This window comes from Novosphingobium profundi (assembly GCF_018491765.1).
GTDB classification, from domain to species: domain Bacteria; phylum Pseudomonadota; class Alphaproteobacteria; order Sphingomonadales; family Sphingomonadaceae; genus Novosphingobium; species Novosphingobium profundi.
Window position 1 is genome coordinate 130,834 of record NZ_JABWCU010000017.1, and the last position, 18,074, is coordinate 148,907.

Sequence of the window (18,074 nt, forward strand, 5' to 3'; positions counted from 1 at the left end):
CCTCTCGTTCGAGAGGGCACTTCGCATCGCAGGTGGAACAAGGCGAGTTCCTGAGCTTGCAATGGGCCAGGTTCAACGGGCCAGCGGCCCACCGCCTTTCGATCAGTGCGTGGTACGGCGCTCACCGCGCGCGTGGTAATACTCGGCCATCATTTCGAAGCGAGGATCCTGACCGGTCAGTTCGCAAATCGCACGCGCCGCGCGCTTGGCGATCTGGCGCGAACGCTCGTGCATCATTTCCGCGTCGTCGGAAGTGTCGTCCTCGAGGGAGATGTTGAAGAGGCGACGTTCGATGACACGCCGGCTGTAGTCGAGACGCGCTTCGAGGTTTGCCATCTCGTCGGCGTCGATCAGCTGGTTTTCGTTGCGCCAGACCGAACGGCGACGTGCAGCGGGCGTGACCATCCCGTCAACCTTGCCCCGCTTCTTGCGTTCGGCGCGCGCGCGCACGTGGTTGCGGCGTTCAATGCGTTCCATCTCGACTTCGCGCATGTGGCGAATGTATTCGTCGGTGAGGTTCTGCATGGCCGAATGGGCGAGGTAGTCCGAGGCGCCGGATTCGGTGCGCATGAGGGCATCCTCGTCCTCGATCGAGGCGACCGCGGAGATAGCTTCGCCGTCTTCGCCCGAAGCCAGGGCGTCGAGCGAGACCGTCGAGGCCTCGACCTTGCGCGCCGAAGGGCGCTGGTCGGTCATCACGCGGAAGCGCAGGCTCTGCAACTCACCGCGGATCTGCCAGTTGACGAACGTCGTGAACTTCGCCTTCTCCGGATCGTAGGACTGGATCGCACGGTGGACGGCGATCGCACAGGCCTGCTCGGCATCGTCCCAATAGGAAACGAGCCCGTACTGTCGAATGAAGTGGCGGAAACGCGGTGCGAGAATTTTAAGGACAGCCGCAAAGAGGCGGTCATCCTCTATTCCCTGACGCCGGGTACGGCATTGCCCTTCCTCGGGCGCATTGGCTTTGATCGCGGCTACGGCAGCCTCGAGAGAAGCGGTAGTTTTGCTCATATTTGCCCCCAACAGTATCAGAAACTCGCCCCCTGGCTCCGTTCCCATGTTGCAGAGCCAAATTACGCAATGCCGGTTAAAAATCTGTAAATTCCTGCAATATATTTCGTTCCTATATATTGGATTGAAATATTTCCATAACATTGGCGCATCACCGCCGCTACATGCGCTCCCGGCGAGTTCACGCGCCGAAACGGGCAGGCTGGATGGTGCGGTCGACATAGCCCATCAGCCAGTCCCGATGCGCGACGACGGCGCTGCCGGCCAAGGCCACCCGGCGCGCGGCCGCAACCGATCCGATCTGCGCGTCGAGCAGGTTGCGGGCGCGTTCGGGATTCAGGTTGCCGGTCAGGAAGCGTATGGCATCGCCCCGTCCGAGATGATGACCAAGATAGGCCGTGCGCGCGACGTCCTCGACACTGCCCCCGGTCTGGATACCAGCGCGGCGAAACGCATCGAGGTTGGCGCGCGCAAAATCCGCCGTCGTTTCGATCGACGCCTGCGGATCGTAGCGCAGCGCCAGCAACGCCCCGCGCTCGCCGCGCTCGACCCTGCCACGTGCGTCGAGCCAGCCCCGTTCGCGAGCCTGCGCATTGAGCCAGGTCCCTGCACGCTCGGCCTCACTGATCCAGGTCGCGTTGAGGAACTGCCCAAGGCCGGCCGCGCTCGAACGCGGGTTGCGCGAATAGGCGAGCCAACGCCCGTCGGACCCGCGCGCCGCCTCGGCATGCACGATGGTCGCAAGTGCCGCCGCCGGAAGGCCCGTGCGCGACGCGGCCTCGCGCAACATCGGCGCATATCGGGCGTTCGGGCCGCCCTGCAGTTCGACATCGCCCTGCCCGCCTTGGTCCGCCGATCCTTCCTGCGCGTCGGAATTCGCCGTGCCGCGTCCGCCGCCGCCCGAGCTCTGCGACCACTCCGGGCCGAGGCCCGAAGCGCACCCCATTCGGGCCTGGTCCAGAACCGGCAATGCGGGACTTGCTCCGAACAGCCGCGAGAAGGCATCGGCCCGCGGATCGGCGGACGCCGGCGCGCCCTTGCCGTCCTGCAGGAGGTTCAGCAGGCTGTCGAGCCCCTTGGGCCGACCGAAGGGGTCACCCGGCTTTCCCGTCTCGCTCTCGTCGCCGCCCCCCAGCGCCGCTCGCCAGAGCCGTTCGGACATCTGGGCGCGGGCCTCGGTGTAGATCACGTGGGCGCGCTGCGCAGGCGTCATGGCGCCGCTCGCACCTGATGCACCGGCCGACAGGGGCGATGCGCCGCTCATTGCGCGCGCCTCGCGATCGACTGCCGGCGTGCCGTCATGAAGTCGAGCGCGGCCCGGTCGTCCGCTTCACCCTGCTCGCCGCGCGCGATCTCGCGTTCGGCCTCGGTACGAAACTCCGTAGCCGCCCCCTCGATCGCACGCAGCGAACCGAGCGCCTCGACGGCTTCCTCGCGCAAGCTGTCGAGCAAGCGATGGGTATGCACGGCCTGCTCCCCCAGCAGCACCCGCTCGCGACGCTTGCGCGCGAAATACGCATTCGAGGCCAGGGCCAGGCGATGTTCGCCGCCCGCCAGCGCGGCCTCGCGGCGCATTGCCGCGTCGAGCGCGCGGCTCTCGGTCTCGATCCGGTCGAGATCGCCGGTGGCGCGCGCGATACGCTCGCTCACGGCGTCAATCTCGCGCTGGCGCAGGCGCAACGCCGCGTCGTAGGGCGTCTTCATTATTGGAGAACTCCGTGTTCGTGCGGCGCAGGCCCGTCGAGCAGCAGCTTGAGCGCCGCGAAACTCTCGTGCGCGAAGCCGCGATCCTTGCGCCCCTGGCGCAGCAATTCCTCGATCTGCGGTGCCAGTGCGACCGCGCGGTCGACGTCGGGGCTGGTGCCCATGCGATAGGCGCCCAGACGCACCATTTCCTCCATGTCGCGAAAGGTCGACAACTCGCGCCGGGCCTGGAGCCGAAGGCGGTTCTCGTCCTCCTCGAGCGCGTGCGGCAGAGTTCGCGATACCGACTTCAGGACATCGATGGCGGGATAGCGGCCGCGCTCGGCGATCTGGCGGGTAATGACGACGTGCCCGTCAAGAATGCCGCGCACGGCATCGGCGACCGGCTCGTTGTGATCATCGCCGTCGACGAGGACGGTGAAAAGCCCGGTGATGGATCCCTGCCCCGGAAGGCCCGGCCCGGCTCTTTCGAGCAGGCGCGGCAGCTCGGCGAAGACCGTGGGCGTATACCCCTTGGTCGCGGGGGGCTCGCCACTGGCGAGGCCGATCTCACGCTGCGCCATCGCAAAGCGCGTGACCGAGTCCATCAGGCACAGCACGTTGAGCCCCTGGTCGCGAAAGTGCTCGGCGACGGCCAGCGTGGTCCAGGCCGCCTGGCGGCGCATCAGCGCGGGCTCGTCCGAAGTCGCGACGACCACGACACTGCGCGCCAGGCCTTCTTCGCCCAGGTCATCCTGCACGAACTCCTGCACTTCGCGGCCACGCTCGCCGATCAGTCCGATCACCGCCACGTCACAATCGGTCCAACGCGCAAGCATCGAGAGCAGCACCGACTTGCCCACGCCCGAGCCGGCGAAAAGGCCCAGCCTCTGGCCCCGGCACAGCGGCGCGAAGATGTCGAGTGCGCGCACCCCCGTCGAAAGCCGCTTGCCCACCCGTGCGCGGGCCGAGGCTGGCGGCGGCAGAGCCTTGATCCGGCGCAGGACTTCGCCCTGCTCAAGCGGCCCGAGCCCGTCGATCGGGCGTCCGAGGCCGTCGACCATGCGCCCGAGCCATCCCCCCGAAGGGCGCAGCGCGAACTGACTGGCGCGCAACTGCGCGCGCGCGCCGGTCGCGATGCCCTGGGGCTCGCTGAAAGGAAGACAATGCGCGATGCCGCGATCGAGACCGGTCACTTCGGCCTCGAGCGGCCCGACCGGGGTCGCCACGTTCACGCGCGAGCCGATCTGCGCGACTCCCGAAAGCCCTTCGACCTCGATCAACGCGCCGCGCACCGCCACCACACGCCCGTAGCGCTGGTCGGGTACGAGTTCGCGAAGACCGGCCGCGGCGGCGGCGAGACTTGCCATGCGCCGATCCCGTCAGGCCAACGGAGCGGCGCTGGTCGCTGCGCCGGGGACAATGCCGTCCTCAGCAAGCGATGCTCCCGCCGCGACCGCCAGGTCCTCGACACGCGCCATGGCGTCGGCCTCGTAGGCGATCAGCCAGCGGCAATCGGCGAGGCCTGCGTAGAAATTGCCCACCGCGACCTTCTGCGCGAAGCTGACGCAAGCCGCCTTCGCCTCGCGCACTTCGAGCGCGCCGAGCAGCGTTTCCAGGCCACTCAGGACATCGGCGCGATGTATCTCAAGATTGCGCGGGTCGATGTAGGCCATCATGCAGGCGAAATAGAGCCGCTTGGCCGGGGTCACCGCCTCGTCCGGCTTCATCACGTCGCGCCCGCGCAAGATGGTCGCATCGTTCTCCAGCTGCAGTTCGGTGCGCCCACGGGCACGCAGGACAGCGCCGTTCACGATCACGGGTTCAGCGTCTCGAAGCGAAATTCGTAATGTCATGGTGGCTCTCCTACTGCCGTCCCTGAAAATATAGGATGGCAAGCGAGCAAGCCGGTCGACGGCACAGATTTTTTCCCGGGATGTCGCCGCGATGGCCTCAGGCAGCCTCTACAATGGCCATGACCGGAAGCCGGAGGTGCGCCCGGCCCCGACCTATAGGAGAACTTGATGAGTCTGTATTCTGCTCTTTATGCGGGCGTGTCCGGCCTGACCGCCCAGTCCAGCGCCATGGCGACCGTCGCCGACAACATCACCAACGTGAATACCGTGGGCTACAAGGGAACTTCGGCCCAGTTCACCTCGCTGGTCACCGACAGCGGCGCCAGCGCCAGCTACTCGGCCGGCGGCGTATCGGCCTCGCCGCAGTCGCTGATCTCCAAGCAGGGCCTGCTCCAGGCCTCGAGCAGCCTGACCGACATCGCGATCGACGGCGCGGGCTTCTTCGTCGTGCGCGACAGCGCCGATTCGAGCGGCACCATCGCCTATACGCGCGCCGGCTCGTTCACCACCGACTCCTCGGGCTACTTGCGCAACACCGCCGGCTACTACCTGATGGGCTGGCCGCTCAACGCCGACGGCACCTACACCGACGACGGCACCAGCTCCTCGCTCGAGGCGATCCAGCCCGCCGCGCTGACCGGCGCCGCGCGCGCAACGACCTCGATCGACTTCCGCGCCAACCTCGACTCCTCGTCGGACGCGGTCACCACCTATACCGCCGGCGACATGGCCAACGGCACCGTCACCCCCGAATTCACCCGCTCGGTCACCGTCTACGACGCCCAGGGCAACGAGCATTCGCTTTCGCTCAGCTTCGTGCGCACCGGGACCAACACCTGGGCCGCCGAACTGACCGGCGAAGCCTCGGAAATCAGCGATGTGGGCGGCACCGCCGTCACCGACGGCATGATCGCCTCGGGCACGATCGCCTTCAACAGCGACGGCAGCCTCGATGTCGCCAACTCGGACCCCTCGTTCTTCAGCGACCTCGACATCACCTGGTCGAACGGCGCGGCATCCGATCCGATCAGCCTCGATCTCGGCAGCCAGGACGGACTCGACGGCCTGACCCAGTTCGCCAGCTCCTCCGCGCTGCTCTCGGCGAACGTCGATGGCGGCATGCTCGGCACCGTCTCCTCGGTCGAGATTTCCGAGGACGGCATCGTCAGCGCGGTGTTCGACGATGGCACTTCGCTCGCGATCTACCAGCTTCCGATCGCCACCTTCCAGAATCCCGACGGCCTCACCGCCGTCAGCGGCAACGCCTACATTGCATCGCAAGCCTCGGGCAACGCGGCGATCAACACGCCCGGCTCGCTGGGCGGCGGCACGCTGGCGGCAGGCTCGCTGGAAGCCTCCAACGTCGATCTCGCGACGGAATTCTCGAACATGATCCTGTTCCAGCGCGCCTACAGCGCCTCGTCCAAGATCATCACCACGGTTGACGACATGCTTCAGGAAGTCAGCAACCTGAAGCGTTAATCGAACTGGCCGGGGGCGCCGCTCGCGCGCGCTCCCGGCCCTCCCCTCCGCACGCCGCCTCGCCCGGCAACCTGCCCAGGAGTTCGCATCCCCGTGTCGCTCAGTCAGATCATCAGTTCCGCCAAGTCGGGCCTGTCCGCCGCGCAGGCCGGCATGCAGACCGTCTCGAACAACATCGCCAACGTCAATGTCGCGGGTTACGCGCGCCAGACCACCAACCTGTCCACCGGCGTTGTCAGCGGTCAGGTCTCGGGCGTCATCGTGGGCGAACCTTCGCGCGTGGCCGACAAGTTCCTCGAGAGCGCCGTCTACACGCGCGCCGGAACCGCCGGTGCGGCCGAGACACGGGCCGACTACCTCGACCGTCTGCAGACCTTGCTGGGCACGACCGATTCGTCGACAAGCCTGCTCTCGCAGCTGACATCGATCACCACCGCGGTCTCGGAAATCAGCGGCCTGCAGAGCACGTCGGCATCGATCTCCGAATTTACCGGCAACATCGCCGACACCTTGCAGACGCTGACCTCGCTTCAGGACGACGTCGCCAGCCTGCAGGGCGAGGCGGACAGCGAGGTGAGCGAGACCGTCGATTCCATCAATACGCTGCTGGTCAAGATCAACGCGCTCAACAGCGAAGTGGCCCGTCTCCAGGGGCTGGGCATGTCGACGTCGGGCCCGGCGGACGAGCGCATGTCCGCGCTCGAGGAGCTGAGCGGCCTCGTCAACCTCACGGTGCGCGAACAAGACGATGGCAAGGTCTATCTCGAAACCGACGGCGGCCAGGTCCTGCTCGACAACAAGTTGCGCCAGCTTTCCTATTCCGGCGGATCGGGCATCGCGCAGCCGACGTATTCGGACATCGAGATCGTCTTCGCCGACGCCGACGGGACCCCGGGCGTCAGCACCGGCCAGGTGATCGACGCGAACACCGTGGGCGGTACGCTGTCCGGCCTGCTCGACGCGCGCGACCGCATCCTGCCCGAATTCTCCGAACAGCTCGGACAGGTCTTCACCGGGCTCGCCAACTCCTTGAACGCTGCCTCGAACAACGGCACCACCTTGCCCCCGCCGCAGACCCTGACGGGCGAAGCCAACGGCCTGATCGGTACCGACCGCCTCGGCTTCACGGGCGCGGCGACGTTTGCCGTGCTCACCAGCGACGGCACGCTCGTCAACTCGGTGACGGTCGACTTCGACGCGCTGGGCACGGGCGCCACCGTCGACGATGCGATCGCGGCCATCAACGCGGGTCTGGGCGGCGATGCCACCGCCAGCTTCACCGATGGCGTGCTCTCGATCACCGCGACAAGCTCGGCCAATGGCATCGCCATCGCGCAGGACGAAGACAATCCCAGCGACCGCGCCGGATCGGGCTTTTCACAGTTCTTCGGGCTCAACAACATCGTGCGCTCGGACAGCAGCGCGCTTGTCGATTCCGGCTTCGTCGCCAGCGACGCGCACGGCTTCACCGCCGGCGAGACCGCCAGCCTCACGCTGCGCAGCTCGACCGGCAAGACGCTCGCCACCTTCACGCTCGACACTTCGACCGGCACCACCTGGGGCGACCTGGTCGACAGCCTCAACGCGGGCGACCTGGGCGCCTACGGCACCTTTGCGCTGGACGACAGCGGTCGGATCGCCTTCACGCCCAGCACCGGCTATGCCGGGGCCACGATCTCGATCCCTTCGGACTCGACCGATCGCTATGGCACCGGCCTCAGCTTCTCGGCGCTGTCCGGGCTCACCGGCAACGCCAGCGGCCTGGCCACCGCCTCGGTCGACGCCACCATGCTGGCCGACACCACCGCCGTCCCGTTCGCGCAGCTCAACCTCGATGCCGCGATCGGCGAGAACGCGATCGGCTCGGGCGACCTTCGCAACGCCACCACCTTCATCGACGCGCTCACCGGCCTTGCCGATTTCGGCAAGGACGGTTCGGCGACGATCGAGAGCTTCGCCACCAGCCTCTTCGGCTCGATCGGCACCGAAGCCTCGCGCGCCGCCTCCACCGCCGAGGACGCCACCGCACGCCTGACCGACGCGGTCAGCCGCCGCGACAGCTACTCGGGCGTCAACATCGACGAGGAACTCGCCCAGATGGTGATCCTCCAGAACAGCTATTCGGCCTCCGCCCGTGTCATGACCACCGCGTCCGACATGTACGACGCCCTCATCGCCATGGTCAGCTAAGGAGACAGGACATGACCCGCATTGCCACGCTTGCCATGCAGAATACCCTCTCGGCGGCCTTCGCCCGCTCGCAGGAGGCGCTCGCCGAAAGCCAGTTGCAGCTTGCCACCGGCAAGGTCGCCACCGACTACGCCGGCCTTGGCGTCGACGCGGTGCGCACGCTTTCCGCGCGTTCGCTGATCAGCCAGCAGACGACCTACCAGAACAACACCTCGCGGCTTTCGACCACGCTGTCGCTTTACGATGCGAACCTGACGACGCTCGACGATTCGCTCACCGACTTCCGCTCCGAGATCTACTCGGCGATCGGCACCGGCGAATACCCGAGCCTGCAGGGCCTGATCGAGAACGCCTTCGCCGAACTCAAAAGCACGCTCAACGCGACCGAGAGCGGCGTTCCGCTGTTCGCCGGCGCGCAGACCTCGAGCGACCCCTTCACGCCCGAGACGCTCGACGACCTCATCGGTCTCGACGTGGCCGACGCCTTCAACAACGACAGCGTGATCCAGTCGAGCCGCGTGGGCGACGGTGTCGACCTCGAATACGGCCAGTTGGCGAGCGATATCGGCGCCAATCTCACCGAAGCGTTCAAGATGCTCGCCGAGGCGGGTCCGTTCGAGGATTCGAAGCTGACCGACACCCAGATCGCCGCGCTCGAGGACGTACTCGACCAGCTCGATCTCGGCCTCACCGACTTGCGCAGTGCCAACGCCACGAACGGCCAGAACCAGAACCGCCTCGACGACCTCGCCACCCGCGCGGAGGAACGCTCCACGCTGCTCACCGAGCTGGTCGGCAACGTCGAGGACGCGGATCTTTCACAAGTCGCGCTCGACCTCACCCAGCGCCAGACCACGCTCGAGGCGAGCTACTCGGTCTTCGCGCAGCTCCAGGACATGTCGCTCGTCAATTACCTGAGCTGATCCTTCCGTAGCTCTCTCCACACTGCCGGATCGGTTCAGGCAAGGAGAAGCCCCCCGAACGCCAAGCGTTCGGGGGGCTTCTTTCGTTTGGGATCGGATGAAAGGGGATCTGCGGACCGGACTGTGAAGCCGATGGCCTATCCGCGCGCGTTCAGGTCTTGGGTGTATCGCCATCCCCGGTGGCATCCGAAATGCGCGGTGCACGCTCGAGCAATTCGCCGATGTCACCCGCCGGATTGGTCGCCGGCAAGGCGGCAAGGGCTTTCGTCAGGCTGTCGCCATCGACCTGAACGGGGCTTGCCGTCAGGAGATCGAAGACGGGCCCCGAAGGAAGTTCCGCGAAGGCCGCGCCGTATCGGCGGCGCAAATTGGCAAGGTCGCTCTCGTGGCCGATCATCGCCAGCGCGATCGCCTGGCGCAGCACCACGGCCTGTTGCAGCTCATCGAGCGACTTGCCCGGCATGCCCGCAAGTTGCGAGGCGGTGGTCGCCGCATAGCCCTTCCAGTCGCGTTCCTTCCACTGGATCGCGGCGCGCAAGGGCGCGCTGCCCGCGACCTGGTCGAGCACCGCCAGGGCTTCCTGGACACGGCCAAGCTGGCTGAGCGCAACCGCCTCGACCTGTTTGCGCGGTGCCTCCATCTCGGCGGGGAAGGACGGGTCCTGCGACTTGCGCAGCGTGTCGAGCGCCTTCACCGGTTCGCCTGCGAGAACGTAAAGCGAGGCGACCTTGGCCGAAAGCGGCGCCCGGGCGAGGTCCCCCGCCCGATTGAAGAGCTGGTAGCTCAACAGATCCGCCGCGCGTTCGTAGAGCCCGGCATGCTGCAAGGCGTCAGCGAGGTTGCGCGCCATCATGTCGCCCTCGACGCCCGAAGGCGCGAGATCGCGATAGTTCCAGTAAATCCCGCCAACTTCCTCGAGCGACAGCTTGCGCTTGGGGTCGAGCGCGGCCTTGAACACGCCGCGCAGTTCTGGAACGAATTCGGGCGACGTACGCGCGACGTCGTAATAGCGAAACAGCGTCGCGCCGCTGTCGAGAGCTCCGGCCAGATTGCCGAGTTGCCGGTTGAGGCGGTAGCTGAGGCGCAGAGCCCGTTCCTCGGTACCATCGCCGCGCCAGGCGTAGCGCAGCGCATCCACTTCGCGCAGCGCCTTTGCTGGCGAGATAGTCTTGGCCGCGACCTGGGCTTCGAGCCGGATCAGCCGCGCATCGATGCGCTGGGGCTCGTCGCCCGAACGTTCGGCAAGCGAAAGGTTGAGCCGCGCCGCCCGGTAATCCCCGATCTGGGTATAGGCGCGCGCGCGCAGCAGGCTGGCACCTGCATCGCGGTTGGAAAGCGGCGCGAGCAGCGAAAGCGCCTTGTCAGGCTTGCCCTTGGCGAGGGCCGCCTCGCCGGCCGCGCGACGAAAGGCCCCGTCGCGCCCGCGCGGCATGGCCGGCAAGGCGCAGGCGACCTCGTCGGCGGCCCAGGACGCACGCCCGGCCGCGACCAGCGCCCGCACCCGCCAGGCGCAGGCCTCCGGATTGCGATTGAGGCCGCCGCCGACGAGCATCTCGATCGCGTCCTCGGGACGATTGAGGAGCACGAGCGCCGCGCCGCGGGCGAGGCGAAAATTGTCGACCAGCGCCAGATCGGGATCGTCCTGGAGCATGACCTCGAGGATCCCGAAAGCCTCCGCACCCTGGCCCTGCCCGATCAGGCTTCCGGCGTAGTTCCAGCGCGCGTTTTGCAGCGCGGCATCGTCCGCATCGAGCAGGGCGCGCCAGGCGTCCGCTTCGGGAATAACGCGCCAGGCCTCGCCCGAACGGATCGCGGGGGCCTGTGCCAGCGCCGCGGCGAAGCCCGGACGGCGGGTGTCCGCGCCACCAATGACCGAGACCGCGCTGGCGCCCTGGAGCGCCTCGTCCCCCAGCGCGGATTGGGCCCCCACGCACAACACGAGCGCGGAGACCTTTGCGAGATGCTTCACGAGAAATATCCGTTCCGAATGAGCCAGCCGATGAGCATGCCGCCACCCAGCACGCACCCGATCATGAAGATCAGGACGCCCGCAAGGCACCAGACGAGGACGTTCACGCCCGCGTCTTCTTCTTCGGCGTATGTCTGCGTGGTGTTGGGCAACTCGGCGAGAGCCGGCACACCACCGGCCGACACACCGCTCGGCGCCTCGGCGTCCGGTTGGAGTATCGCGTCGCGGGCCGCCGCTGCCTGTCCCGAGGAGTAGACTTTCAACCTCGCAGGACGCTGATCAACACTCATTAGCTACACTCCGCGTTTTTCGTCCTATTATAGGTCTATGAAATTATAGAACGATCGCGCGGCGGCGACGCCGGGCCGTCGCAAAAAACTCCCGCCTTTCTTCCGGAGCCGACCATGAATTCTCGCAACCTCCAGATCGCCGCCGTGCTCGCCGTGACGCTCCCGGTCTCGCTTGGCACAGGGGCGATGCCCGCGCTTGCGGCCGAGGCCGAACGCGATCCGGCGACGCTTGTCCCGGTCGAGGAGATCGAGGCACCGATCATCGACAGCGGCCGGCTCGACGGCGTGCTCAAGATCAAGGTAACGCTCCAGACCCGAACGCCCGACGGTGCGGAAGAGCTGGCGGACATGATGCCTGAACTGCGCGCCGCTCTGCTCGCAGGCACGATGGAGTTCGCCCGCTTGCGCGCCTCGCCCTATACGCCGGTCGACGTCGCCGGACTGCGCGCCATCCTCACTCCCGCGGTGCGCAAGATCGCGCCCCAGGTGGACACGGTGCTCGTCCTCAAGGCCGGCGCCTTCACCAGCTAGGATCGTGCCGGACCGCACAAGGCCCGGCAGGGCGTGCAATGAAGAACCTCCGTTCAGCCCAGCGCACGCTCAGTTGCGCTGGGCTTCCTTCTTCTCCGGGCTGCGCCGGGGCGCGGCCTCGACGACACGACGCCCCGCGAGCGACATCGAAAGCTTGACCGCCGCATCGGGCGACATCTTCGACATGATCTGCGCCGTCACCTGGTCGCGCATGCGGCGCGCGACTTGTGCCTGCACCTCGAGATCGAGGCGCTCGAAGATCGGCGCGGCCTGCGCCGGTTTCATGCGCTGGTAGATGGCCGCAAGCCGATCGTAAGGCACATCGGGCTCGGCCGCCCCACCCGCGGCGGGAGTGCGGCCGGGCGTGGGCGCGGCAGCACCGCGCGCCTGATCGGCAAGGCGCGCTTCGCTTGCCTTGAGCGCCTGTTCGCGCAGATCGAGCTTCTGGCGCTCCTTGGCCGCAGCGCGATCGCGCTCGTCGGCGGCCTGGCGCAGGCTCGCTCCCATGCGCCCGCCGTCGGCGGGAGGGCCATCGGCTTCCGACGGCGTGGCGAGCGCCATGGCGTTCGCCACCACCGCCACCCCCGCAACCCCCAGCAGGAGGCGCGAAGGGCGCAGGACGCTGTGCAGCACCGGCTGCGCGCGCAGCCAGGTCAGCCACGCGCCAGGGCGCGCGACGGGAGCGAGCGGCAGGCTCATGCTGCGGCGACCTCGCGCAAGGCGACCTCACGGCGCTTGTCCTGCCCAGGAAGCGCGACGACCTTGCCGGTCTTGCGCGATGCGACGCCCTCGCCCATGCCCTGTTCCTTGAGCACCTGGGCAACGACGGCGGCGGCGGCAATCTTTGCCGGGTGCGGTGCGACTTCGGCGTCCACGGCGGCGATGACCGGCTTCGCGGCGGGCGCGACCTTCGTGCTGCGCGACTTGCGCGTGGCGGCACGGCGGCGGGTCGTCGCAGGCTTTGCCTTCTCTTCCTCGCCTTCGACCGTCTTGGCGGTGCGGCGACGGGGCTTGGCCGCCGCCTTGGCCTCGGTCTTGGCGGCTGTCTTGGCATGGGTGTCGGCGGCCGCATCCATGATGCGCTCGGCGACGGCGTTGCCGATGCCCACCATCATCGTGAGTTCTTCGCGCAGTTCCTCGGCGGTCGAGAAGGCCTTGGCCTGCGCCACGCCCTCGGTCGCGAAGAGACGCTTGAGCTCGCCCAGCACGGCGCGCGCACGCTCGGTCGCGTGGTCAAGCTGGAGCACGCCCTCGGAAAGTTTCGTCTCACGAAAGACCTTCATGCGGCGCTCCATGCGCCAGCTCTGGACCAGGACGGTGAGGCAGGAAGTAACAAGGGCGGCATTGGTCACGGTGGCAAACGTCATTTCGTGGATCCCTTCTGAGTACGGCTGGCCTTGGGTGTTGCGATGGGAATTTCGCGTTCGGAAACCTGCGTCGCCATGCAGATGGCGATGTTGTTGGAGCGCTGGCCGATGTGCGCCTCGCCCAGCTGGACGCCGCCGCACTGGACCTTGAGCACGTCGTCCGGCCCCTGGCTGAGCGCGATCGTCTGGCCCACCTTGAGGTTGGTCAGTTCGCGCAAGGTCATGAATTTCTCGCCCAGCACCACGTCGACGACGACTTCGGTGTTGTAGAGCGCGCCCGCCATGTGGGCGGCCCAGATCTTGTCGCGCCCGGCCTTCTCGCCCATGAAGCGCTGCAACAGTTTGTCGCGCACCGGCTCGAGCGTGGCGTAAGGCAGCAGGATGTCGAACTTGCCGCCGCGCCCTTCCATGTCGACCCGAAAGGTGGCGACGGCGGCGATGTTGGTGGGGCCGGCGATGGCCGCGAAGCGCGGGCTCGATTCCATGCGTTCGACGGTCGGCGTGATCGTCTCGATGACCTCGAAGGATTCGGCGAAGTCGTCGAGCACGAGCTTGACCATCTTGGCCACCAGCGCGGTCTCGATCGACGTGAAGGCCCGTCCCTCGACGCGCTGCAACTTGTTGCCCTTGCGCCCGCCCAGCAGCGCGTCGACGACCGAGTAGATCAGTCCGGAATCGACGACGACGACCCCGAAATTCTCCCATTCGGCGACCTTGAATACGCTGAACATCGCAGGCAGCGGCACGCGGTTCATGAACTCACCGAAGCGGGTCGAGGTGATGTGTTCGAGCCCGACGTCGAGTGAATCCGAAGTCATGTTGCGCATGCTCGTGGCAAACGTGCGCACCATGCCTTCGCAGACGACCTCGAGCATCGGCAGGCGCTCGTGGCTGATGACGTTCGATTCCAGCACGGCCTTGAGGCCGCTCTTGGGCGCAGCCGGCATGTCCCCGTCGAAGCCGAACAGCGCATCGATGCCGGCCTGGTCGAACGTGCCGACGGCGTCGGGGTCGAACTGCGGGGGTTCGGGAAGATCGAAGTCCTCCAGTTCCTCGAAATCACCGCTCATTGCTGCACCAGATCCTGGATCAGGATGTCGGTCACCGCACCGCGCCCGAACGCGCGCGTGGCCCGACGCAGCATCTCCTCCTTTATTCGGAAGACTGCCGCCGAACCGTCGAGATCGCTTGGACGCAGCTCACGCAAGAATGGCTGCAAGGCGTCGAGCAGGACGGGCAGCTTGTCCTTCAGCTCCGCCGCCTTGGCCTCGTCCGAAGCGACGACGATGAAGCGAAGCTTGAGGAAGTGCGGCTCGCCGCCTCCCGAACGCAGGTTCACCGTCACGGGCGGAACATCGACGAAGTCCGCGCTCGAAACGCCCTTGGAAAGCGCCACTTCCTCGTCCGGAGCCGAACGGTGGCTGAAATAGTAGTAGGCGCCGCCCCCGCTCGCGGCGAAGGCCAGCAGGCCGACAGCGGCGAGCATGATGAACTTCGCTCGTGGCTTGGACTTGGTCACCTCGATCGCGGGTACGTCGACGATCTCTTCGCTTGGCACGCTTGCATCCCCTTGGCTCTCGCCGGGCGGGTCAGGTGTGATTTCGTCACTCCGGCAACCGCATCGGCAATTTCGATACTATTATAGGATGACGCTCGGCAATTTTTGCCCGGTGCGGAATTTTGAAAGCACTTTTCGCGAGGACCCGCAAAATGGACGTCTCCTCTTTCGTTCTCCTAAGTCACGAGCAGGCCCTGCGTCGCCAGCTCGACATCACGGCCAACAACATCGCGAACGTGAACACGGTGGGGTACAAGCGCGAACAGGCGCTGTTCCACGAATATGTCGAGAACGCCGAGGAGGCCCCCGTCGAGGACGCGCGCAACACCTCCTTCGTGCTCGACTTCGGCGCCATTCACGACACCACGCAAGGCAGCTTCCAGGTCACAGGCAATCCGCTCGACGTGATGATCGACGGCCCCGGTTACCTCAACGTGGAAAGTCCCGGCGGCGGCGTCGCCTATACCCGCGCGGGCTTTGTGAAGATTCTCCAGAACGGCGATCTTGCGACTTCGGGTGGCCAGCGCCTGCTCGACGAGAACGGCCGCGCAATCAACATACCCGAGGACCAGATGAGCACCGTCACGATCACCGAGGATGGCTCGGTGATGGGCACCGACGGTCCGCTCGGGCGCCTTGCGGTGACGAGCTTTGCCAACGAGAACATGCTCGAAGTGCGCGGCGACGGCCTGCTCAACGGCGCCGGCGGCCAGTTCATGACCGCCGCCCAGACCCGCCTCAAGACCGGCGGTGTCGAAGGATCGAACGTCGAGCCGATCGTCGAGACCACCCACATGGTCGAGATCCTGCGCTCCTACCAGGCCAGCCAGCGCATGACCACGGACCTCGATTCCATGCGCCGCAACGCCATCGACCGTCTCAGCAAGGTCTCCTGACCTTGCCGTGCACCGCTTGCCTTCGGGTCGCACCAAGGCACGCACAGACCTCCGGGGCAACGGGGGCGTAACACCACCTTCGGGTCGCACCGAAATTCACGACGACACCCGCACGCAAGGGCCGGAAAGCCCGGCGGGTCGGACCTTACACCAACCAAGGAACTGCCATGCGTTCGCTTTCCATCGCCTCGACCGGCATGCTGGCCCAGCAGACCAACGTCGATGTCATCTCGAACAACATCGCCAACATGAACACCACCGCCTTCAAACGCCAGCGCGCCGAGTTCCAGGACCTGCTCTACCAGCAGGTCTCGCGCCCGGGCGCCTCGACCAGCTCGCAGGACACCCGCGTCCCCTCGGGCATCCAGATCGGTTCGGGCGTGCGCACGGGCGGCATCTACCGCATCACCGAGCAGGGTTCGCTGACCTCCACCGGCAACACCTATGACCTGGCGATCGACGGCCCGGGCTATTTCCAGGTGACGCTGCCCTCGGGCGACACCGCCTATACCCGTGCCGGCTCGTTCCAGCTCTCCGACCAGGGCGAACTGGTGACCACCGACGGCTACCTCATCGAGCCCGCGATCACGGTGCCCGAGGGCGCGCTCGACGTCACGATCTCGAAGACCGGCGAAGTCCAGGTCAAGATGGCCGGAGAAACCGAGATGCAGACCGTGGGCCAGCTCGAGCTGGCAACCTTCATCAACCAGGCCGGCCTCGAAGCGATGGGTTCGAACCTCTTCCTCGAAACCGAAGCTTCGGGTCAGCCCACCGTCTCGACTCCCGGTGAGCCGGCCTTCGGCACGCTCAGCCAGGGCTTCATCGAGGCCTCGAACGTCAATCCGGTCTCGGAGATCACTTCGCTGATCACCGCGCAGCGCGCCTACGAAATGAACAGCCGCGTGCTCAAGACCGCCGATGAATTGCTCCAGACCACCACGCAGAGCTGATCCGATGATGCGCACCTCGCTTCACTTCCTGACCCTGGGCCTCGTTTGGCTGTCCGGCGCCACCGCCTCGCAATGGGCCCACGCGGCCGAGGCCGAGGGGGACACGCCGACACCGGTCCTCTCGCATGCTGTTCCGCGCGGCCAGGCCCTCGTGGAAGCGGACTTCGAGACGCTTGCGCTTTCGGCAGGCGCGGCGCGGGGGGCGCTCACGGTCAGGCAGGCGGTCGGCCAGGAGGCCCGCCGCAACTTGCGCGCGGGCGCTCCGGTCCGCTCGGGCGACCTCGTGCCCGCGCGCCTCATCCATCGCGGCGAGAGCGTGACCATCGAGGTCGTCTCGGGCGCACTGCAGATCAGTTCGGCGGGCCGCGCGCTCGACGACGCCGCCCGCGGCGAGAACGTGCGCGTCCTCAACCTCGCCACCAATCGCACGATCGAGGGGACCGCCGAGGCCGCCGGCCGCATCGCGATCCGCATTCCCTGACCTTCCCGGAACGAACAGGACCACTTCTCATGACATCGCGTATTGCCCCGGCCGCGCCCACCGCGCTGGCGTTGCTCTCGCTTTCCCTCGCGCTCTCGGGCTGCGGGGCCGTCGGCCGGTTGAAGAGCGTGGGCAAGGCCCCGAAACTGAGCGCGGCCGAAGCGCCGGTCGCCCCCACGCTCGTCCCCTCGCTCGGCAATTCGACCGCCTCTGGCCGCACCGGCGCGACCGACCCCGCGCAAGCCGCCGCACCGCGCGGGGCCTCGCTGTTCCGGACCGGGGCGGGCGCCTTCTTCAACGACCAGCGCGCCTCGCGCGTGGGCGACATCGTCACCATCAAGATCAACATTGCCGACAACGCCACGGTCAACAATTCGACCACCCGCACGCGCGATGGCAGCGAGACCGGAAGCGTGGCCGCACTGCTCGGCCTCGAGGGGGTGTTCGGCAAGAACCCCTCGAGCGCGGTCGACACCAGCACGTCCTCCAGCACGGTCGGCGTGGGCGACACCAAGCGCAGCGAGCAGATCAACATGACCATCGCCGCGACGGTCGTCGGCGTCCTTCCCAACGGCAACCTGCAGATCCGCGGCCGCCAGGAAGTGCGCGTCAACTTCGAGCTTCGCGAACTGGTCGTGACCGGCATCATCCGCCCCGAGGACATCGGGCGCGACAACTCGATCAACCACACACAGATTGCCGACGCACGCATCAGCTACGGCGGACGCGGGCAGCTTACCGATGCCCAGCAGGCGCGCTGGGGCCAGCAGATCTACGACGCCCTCTTCCCGTTCTGAGGCAACGATCGCCGGCTCCGACCCCGGCGCGCTTCAGCCGACACGAAAAAGGCCCTTCCCCATTACGGGAAGGGCCTTTTTCGTGTC

19 protein-coding genes are annotated in these 18,074 nt (G+C 66.9%); 8 read left to right on the plus strand and 11 right to left on the minus strand.

What is annotated here, in order from left to right:
* Window positions 1-102: 102 nt before the first annotated feature.
* From HT136_RS19490 to HT136_RS19510, 5 genes are all read right to left on the minus strand, one after another.
* Complete coding sequence (locus tag HT136_RS19490; protein ID WP_214201498.1) at window positions 103-1,014, minus strand: sigma-70 family RNA polymerase sigma factor; 912 nt, start codon at window positions 1,012-1,014, stop codon at window positions 103-105.
* Between the two features lie 181 nt (window positions 1,015-1,195).
* Window positions 1,196-2,278, minus strand: a complete 1,083-nt coding sequence (locus HT136_RS19495; protein ID WP_246543927.1) for a peptidoglycan-binding protein — start codon at window positions 2,276-2,278, stop codon at window positions 1,196-1,198.
* Entirely contained in the window at window positions 2,275-2,718 is a 444-nt protein-coding gene (locus HT136_RS19500) for a hypothetical protein (RefSeq protein WP_214201499.1), read from the minus strand. The genes HT136_RS19495 and HT136_RS19500 overlap by 4 nt, the downstream gene beginning before the upstream one ends.
* Window positions 2,718-4,067, minus strand: a complete 1,350-nt coding sequence (gene fliI, locus HT136_RS19505; protein WP_214201500.1) for a flagellar protein export ATPase FliI — start codon at window positions 4,065-4,067, stop codon at window positions 2,718-2,720. The genes HT136_RS19500 and fliI overlap by 1 nt, the downstream gene beginning before the upstream one ends.
* Before the next feature lie 12 nt (window positions 4,068-4,079).
* The gene (locus HT136_RS19510) at window positions 4,080-4,553 is read right to left on the minus strand and encodes a flagellar biosynthesis repressor FlbT (RefSeq protein ID WP_214201501.1); all 474 of its coding nucleotides are present in this window, start codon (window positions 4,551-4,553) and stop codon (window positions 4,080-4,082) included.
* Between the two features lie 168 nt (window positions 4,554-4,721).
* Between HT136_RS19510 and flgE the strand changes: the two genes are divergently transcribed.
* The 3 genes from flgE (at window position 4,722) to HT136_RS19525 (ending at window position 9,148) form a co-directional block, all read left to right on the plus strand.
* Window positions 4,722-6,035: a flagellar hook protein FlgE gene (gene flgE / locus HT136_RS19515; protein ID WP_214201502.1), complete on the plus strand. Its 1,314-nt coding sequence runs from the start codon at window positions 4,722-4,724 to the stop codon at window positions 6,033-6,035.
* Window positions 6,036-6,128: 93 nt separating this feature from the next.
* Window positions 6,129-8,225, plus strand: coding sequence for a flagellar hook-associated protein FlgK (locus HT136_RS19520; RefSeq protein ID WP_214201503.1), 2,097 nt, complete (start codon window positions 6,129-6,131; stop codon window positions 8,223-8,225).
* Between the two features lie 11 nt (window positions 8,226-8,236).
* On the plus strand, window positions 8,237-9,148 hold the full coding sequence (locus tag HT136_RS19525; protein WP_214201504.1) for a flagellin: 912 nt from the start codon (window positions 8,237-8,239) through the stop codon (window positions 9,146-9,148).
* A 151-nt stretch (window positions 9,149-9,299) separates the two neighbouring features.
* Here HT136_RS19525 and HT136_RS19530 read toward each other — a convergent pair whose 3' ends face one another.
* Entirely contained in the window at window positions 9,300-11,117 is a 1,818-nt protein-coding gene (locus tag HT136_RS19530; protein ID WP_214201505.1) for a hypothetical protein, read from the minus strand.
* Complete coding sequence (locus HT136_RS19535; RefSeq protein ID WP_214201506.1) at window positions 11,114-11,407, minus strand: hypothetical protein; 294 nt, start codon at window positions 11,405-11,407, stop codon at window positions 11,114-11,116. The genes HT136_RS19530 and HT136_RS19535 overlap by 4 nt, the downstream gene beginning before the upstream one ends.
* Before the next feature lie 114 nt (window positions 11,408-11,521).
* Between HT136_RS19535 and HT136_RS19540 the strand changes: the two genes are divergently transcribed.
* The gene (locus HT136_RS19540; RefSeq protein ID WP_214201507.1) at window positions 11,522-11,938 is read left to right on the plus strand and encodes a hypothetical protein; all 417 of its coding nucleotides are present in this window, start codon (window positions 11,522-11,524) and stop codon (window positions 11,936-11,938) included.
* A gap of 69 nt (window positions 11,939-12,007) precedes the next feature.
* Here the strand turns inward: HT136_RS19540 and HT136_RS19545 are convergent, their stop codons facing one another.
* Genes HT136_RS19545 through HT136_RS26640 form a run of 4 tightly spaced genes read right to left on the minus strand, consistent with a single transcriptional unit; the run spans window position 12,008 to window position 14,863 of the window.
* Window positions 12,008-12,637 carry a MotE family protein gene (locus tag HT136_RS19545; RefSeq protein ID WP_246543928.1) on the minus strand — a complete coding sequence of 210 codons (630 nt, stop codon included), beginning with the start codon at window positions 12,635-12,637 and terminating at the stop codon, window positions 12,008-12,010.
* A complete protein-coding gene (locus HT136_RS19550; protein WP_214201508.1) occupies window positions 12,634-13,305 on the minus strand; it encodes a DUF6468 domain-containing protein in 672 nt (223 codons plus the stop codon). The genes HT136_RS19545 and HT136_RS19550 overlap by 4 nt, the downstream gene beginning before the upstream one ends.
* Window positions 13,302-14,375, minus strand: coding sequence for a flagellar motor switch protein FliM (gene fliM, locus HT136_RS19555; protein WP_214201509.1), 1,074 nt, complete (start codon window positions 14,373-14,375; stop codon window positions 13,302-13,304). The genes HT136_RS19550 and fliM overlap by 4 nt, the downstream gene beginning before the upstream one ends.
* On the minus strand, window positions 14,372-14,863 hold the full coding sequence (locus HT136_RS26640) for a flagellar basal body-associated FliL family protein (protein ID WP_343222251.1): 492 nt from the start codon (window positions 14,861-14,863) through the stop codon (window positions 14,372-14,374). Before HT136_RS26640 ends, fliM begins: the two co-directional genes overlap by 4 nt.
* Window positions 14,864-15,015: 152 nt before the next feature.
* Between HT136_RS26640 and HT136_RS19565 the strand changes: the two genes are divergently transcribed.
* The 4 genes from HT136_RS19565 (at window position 15,016) to flgH (ending at window position 17,987) form a co-directional block, all read left to right on the plus strand.
* Window positions 15,016-15,759 (plus strand): flagellar hook-basal body complex protein, encoded by a 744-nt coding sequence (locus HT136_RS19565; protein WP_214201510.1) that lies wholly within the window; start codon window positions 15,016-15,018, stop codon window positions 15,757-15,759.
* A gap of 167 nt (window positions 15,760-15,926) precedes the next feature.
* A complete protein-coding gene (flgG, locus tag HT136_RS19570; protein WP_214201511.1) occupies window positions 15,927-16,709 on the plus strand; it encodes a flagellar basal-body rod protein FlgG in 783 nt (260 codons plus the stop codon).
* 4 nt (window positions 16,710-16,713) lie between these two features.
* A complete protein-coding gene (flgA, locus tag HT136_RS19575; protein ID WP_246543930.1) occupies window positions 16,714-17,190 on the plus strand; it encodes a flagellar basal body P-ring formation chaperone FlgA in 477 nt (158 codons plus the stop codon).
* 29 nt (window positions 17,191-17,219) lie between these two features.
* Window positions 17,220-17,987, plus strand: coding sequence for a flagellar basal body L-ring protein FlgH (gene flgH, locus HT136_RS19580; RefSeq protein WP_214201512.1), 768 nt, complete (start codon window positions 17,220-17,222; stop codon window positions 17,985-17,987).
* Window positions 17,988-18,074: the final 87 nt, after the last annotated feature.

Bases quoted from the DNA above. Each gene is read 5' to 3' on its own strand.
- HT136_RS19490 (WP_214201498.1), bottom strand. From the start codon at position 1,014: ATGAGCAAAACTACCGCTTCTCTCGAGGCTGCCGTAGCCGCGATCAAA.
- HT136_RS19495 (WP_246543927.1), bottom strand. From the start codon at position 2,278: ATGAGCGGCGCATCGCCCCTGTCGGCCGGTGCATCAGGTGCGAGCGGC.
- HT136_RS19500 (WP_214201499.1), bottom strand. From the start codon at position 2,718: ATGAAGACGCCCTACGACGCGGCGTTGCGCCTGCGCCAGCGCGAGATT.
- fliI (WP_214201500.1), bottom strand. From the start codon at position 4,067: ATGGCAAGTCTCGCCGCCGCCGCGGCCGGTCTTCGCGAACTCGTACCC.
- HT136_RS19510 (WP_214201501.1), bottom strand. From the start codon at position 4,553: ATGACATTACGAATTTCGCTTCGAGACGCTGAACCCGTGATCGTGAAC.
- flgE (WP_214201502.1), top strand. From the start codon at position 4,722: ATGAGTCTGTATTCTGCTCTTTATGCGGGCGTGTCCGGCCTGACCGCC.
- HT136_RS19525 (WP_214201504.1), top strand. From the start codon at position 8,237: ATGACCCGCATTGCCACGCTTGCCATGCAGAATACCCTCTCGGCGGCC.
- HT136_RS19535 (WP_214201506.1), bottom strand. From the start codon at position 11,407: ATGAGTGTTGATCAGCGTCCTGCGAGGTTGAAAGTCTACTCCTCGGGA.
- HT136_RS19540 (WP_214201507.1), top strand. From the start codon at position 11,522: ATGAATTCTCGCAACCTCCAGATCGCCGCCGTGCTCGCCGTGACGCTC.
- HT136_RS19545 (WP_246543928.1), bottom strand. From the start codon at position 12,637: ATGAGCCTGCCGCTCGCTCCCGTCGCGCGCCCTGGCGCGTGGCTGACC.
- HT136_RS19550 (WP_214201508.1), bottom strand. From the start codon at position 13,305: ATGACGTTTGCCACCGTGACCAATGCCGCCCTTGTTACTTCCTGCCTC.
- fliM (WP_214201509.1), bottom strand. From the start codon at position 14,375: ATGAGCGGTGATTTCGAGGAACTGGAGGACTTCGATCTTCCCGAACCC.
- HT136_RS19565 (WP_214201510.1), top strand. From the start codon at position 15,016: ATGGACGTCTCCTCTTTCGTTCTCCTAAGTCACGAGCAGGCCCTGCGT.
- flgG (WP_214201511.1), top strand. From the start codon at position 15,927: ATGCGTTCGCTTTCCATCGCCTCGACCGGCATGCTGGCCCAGCAGACC.
- flgA (WP_246543930.1), top strand. From the start codon at position 16,714: ATGATGCGCACCTCGCTTCACTTCCTGACCCTGGGCCTCGTTTGGCTG.
- flgH (WP_214201512.1), top strand. From the start codon at position 17,220: ATGACATCGCGTATTGCCCCGGCCGCGCCCACCGCGCTGGCGTTGCTC.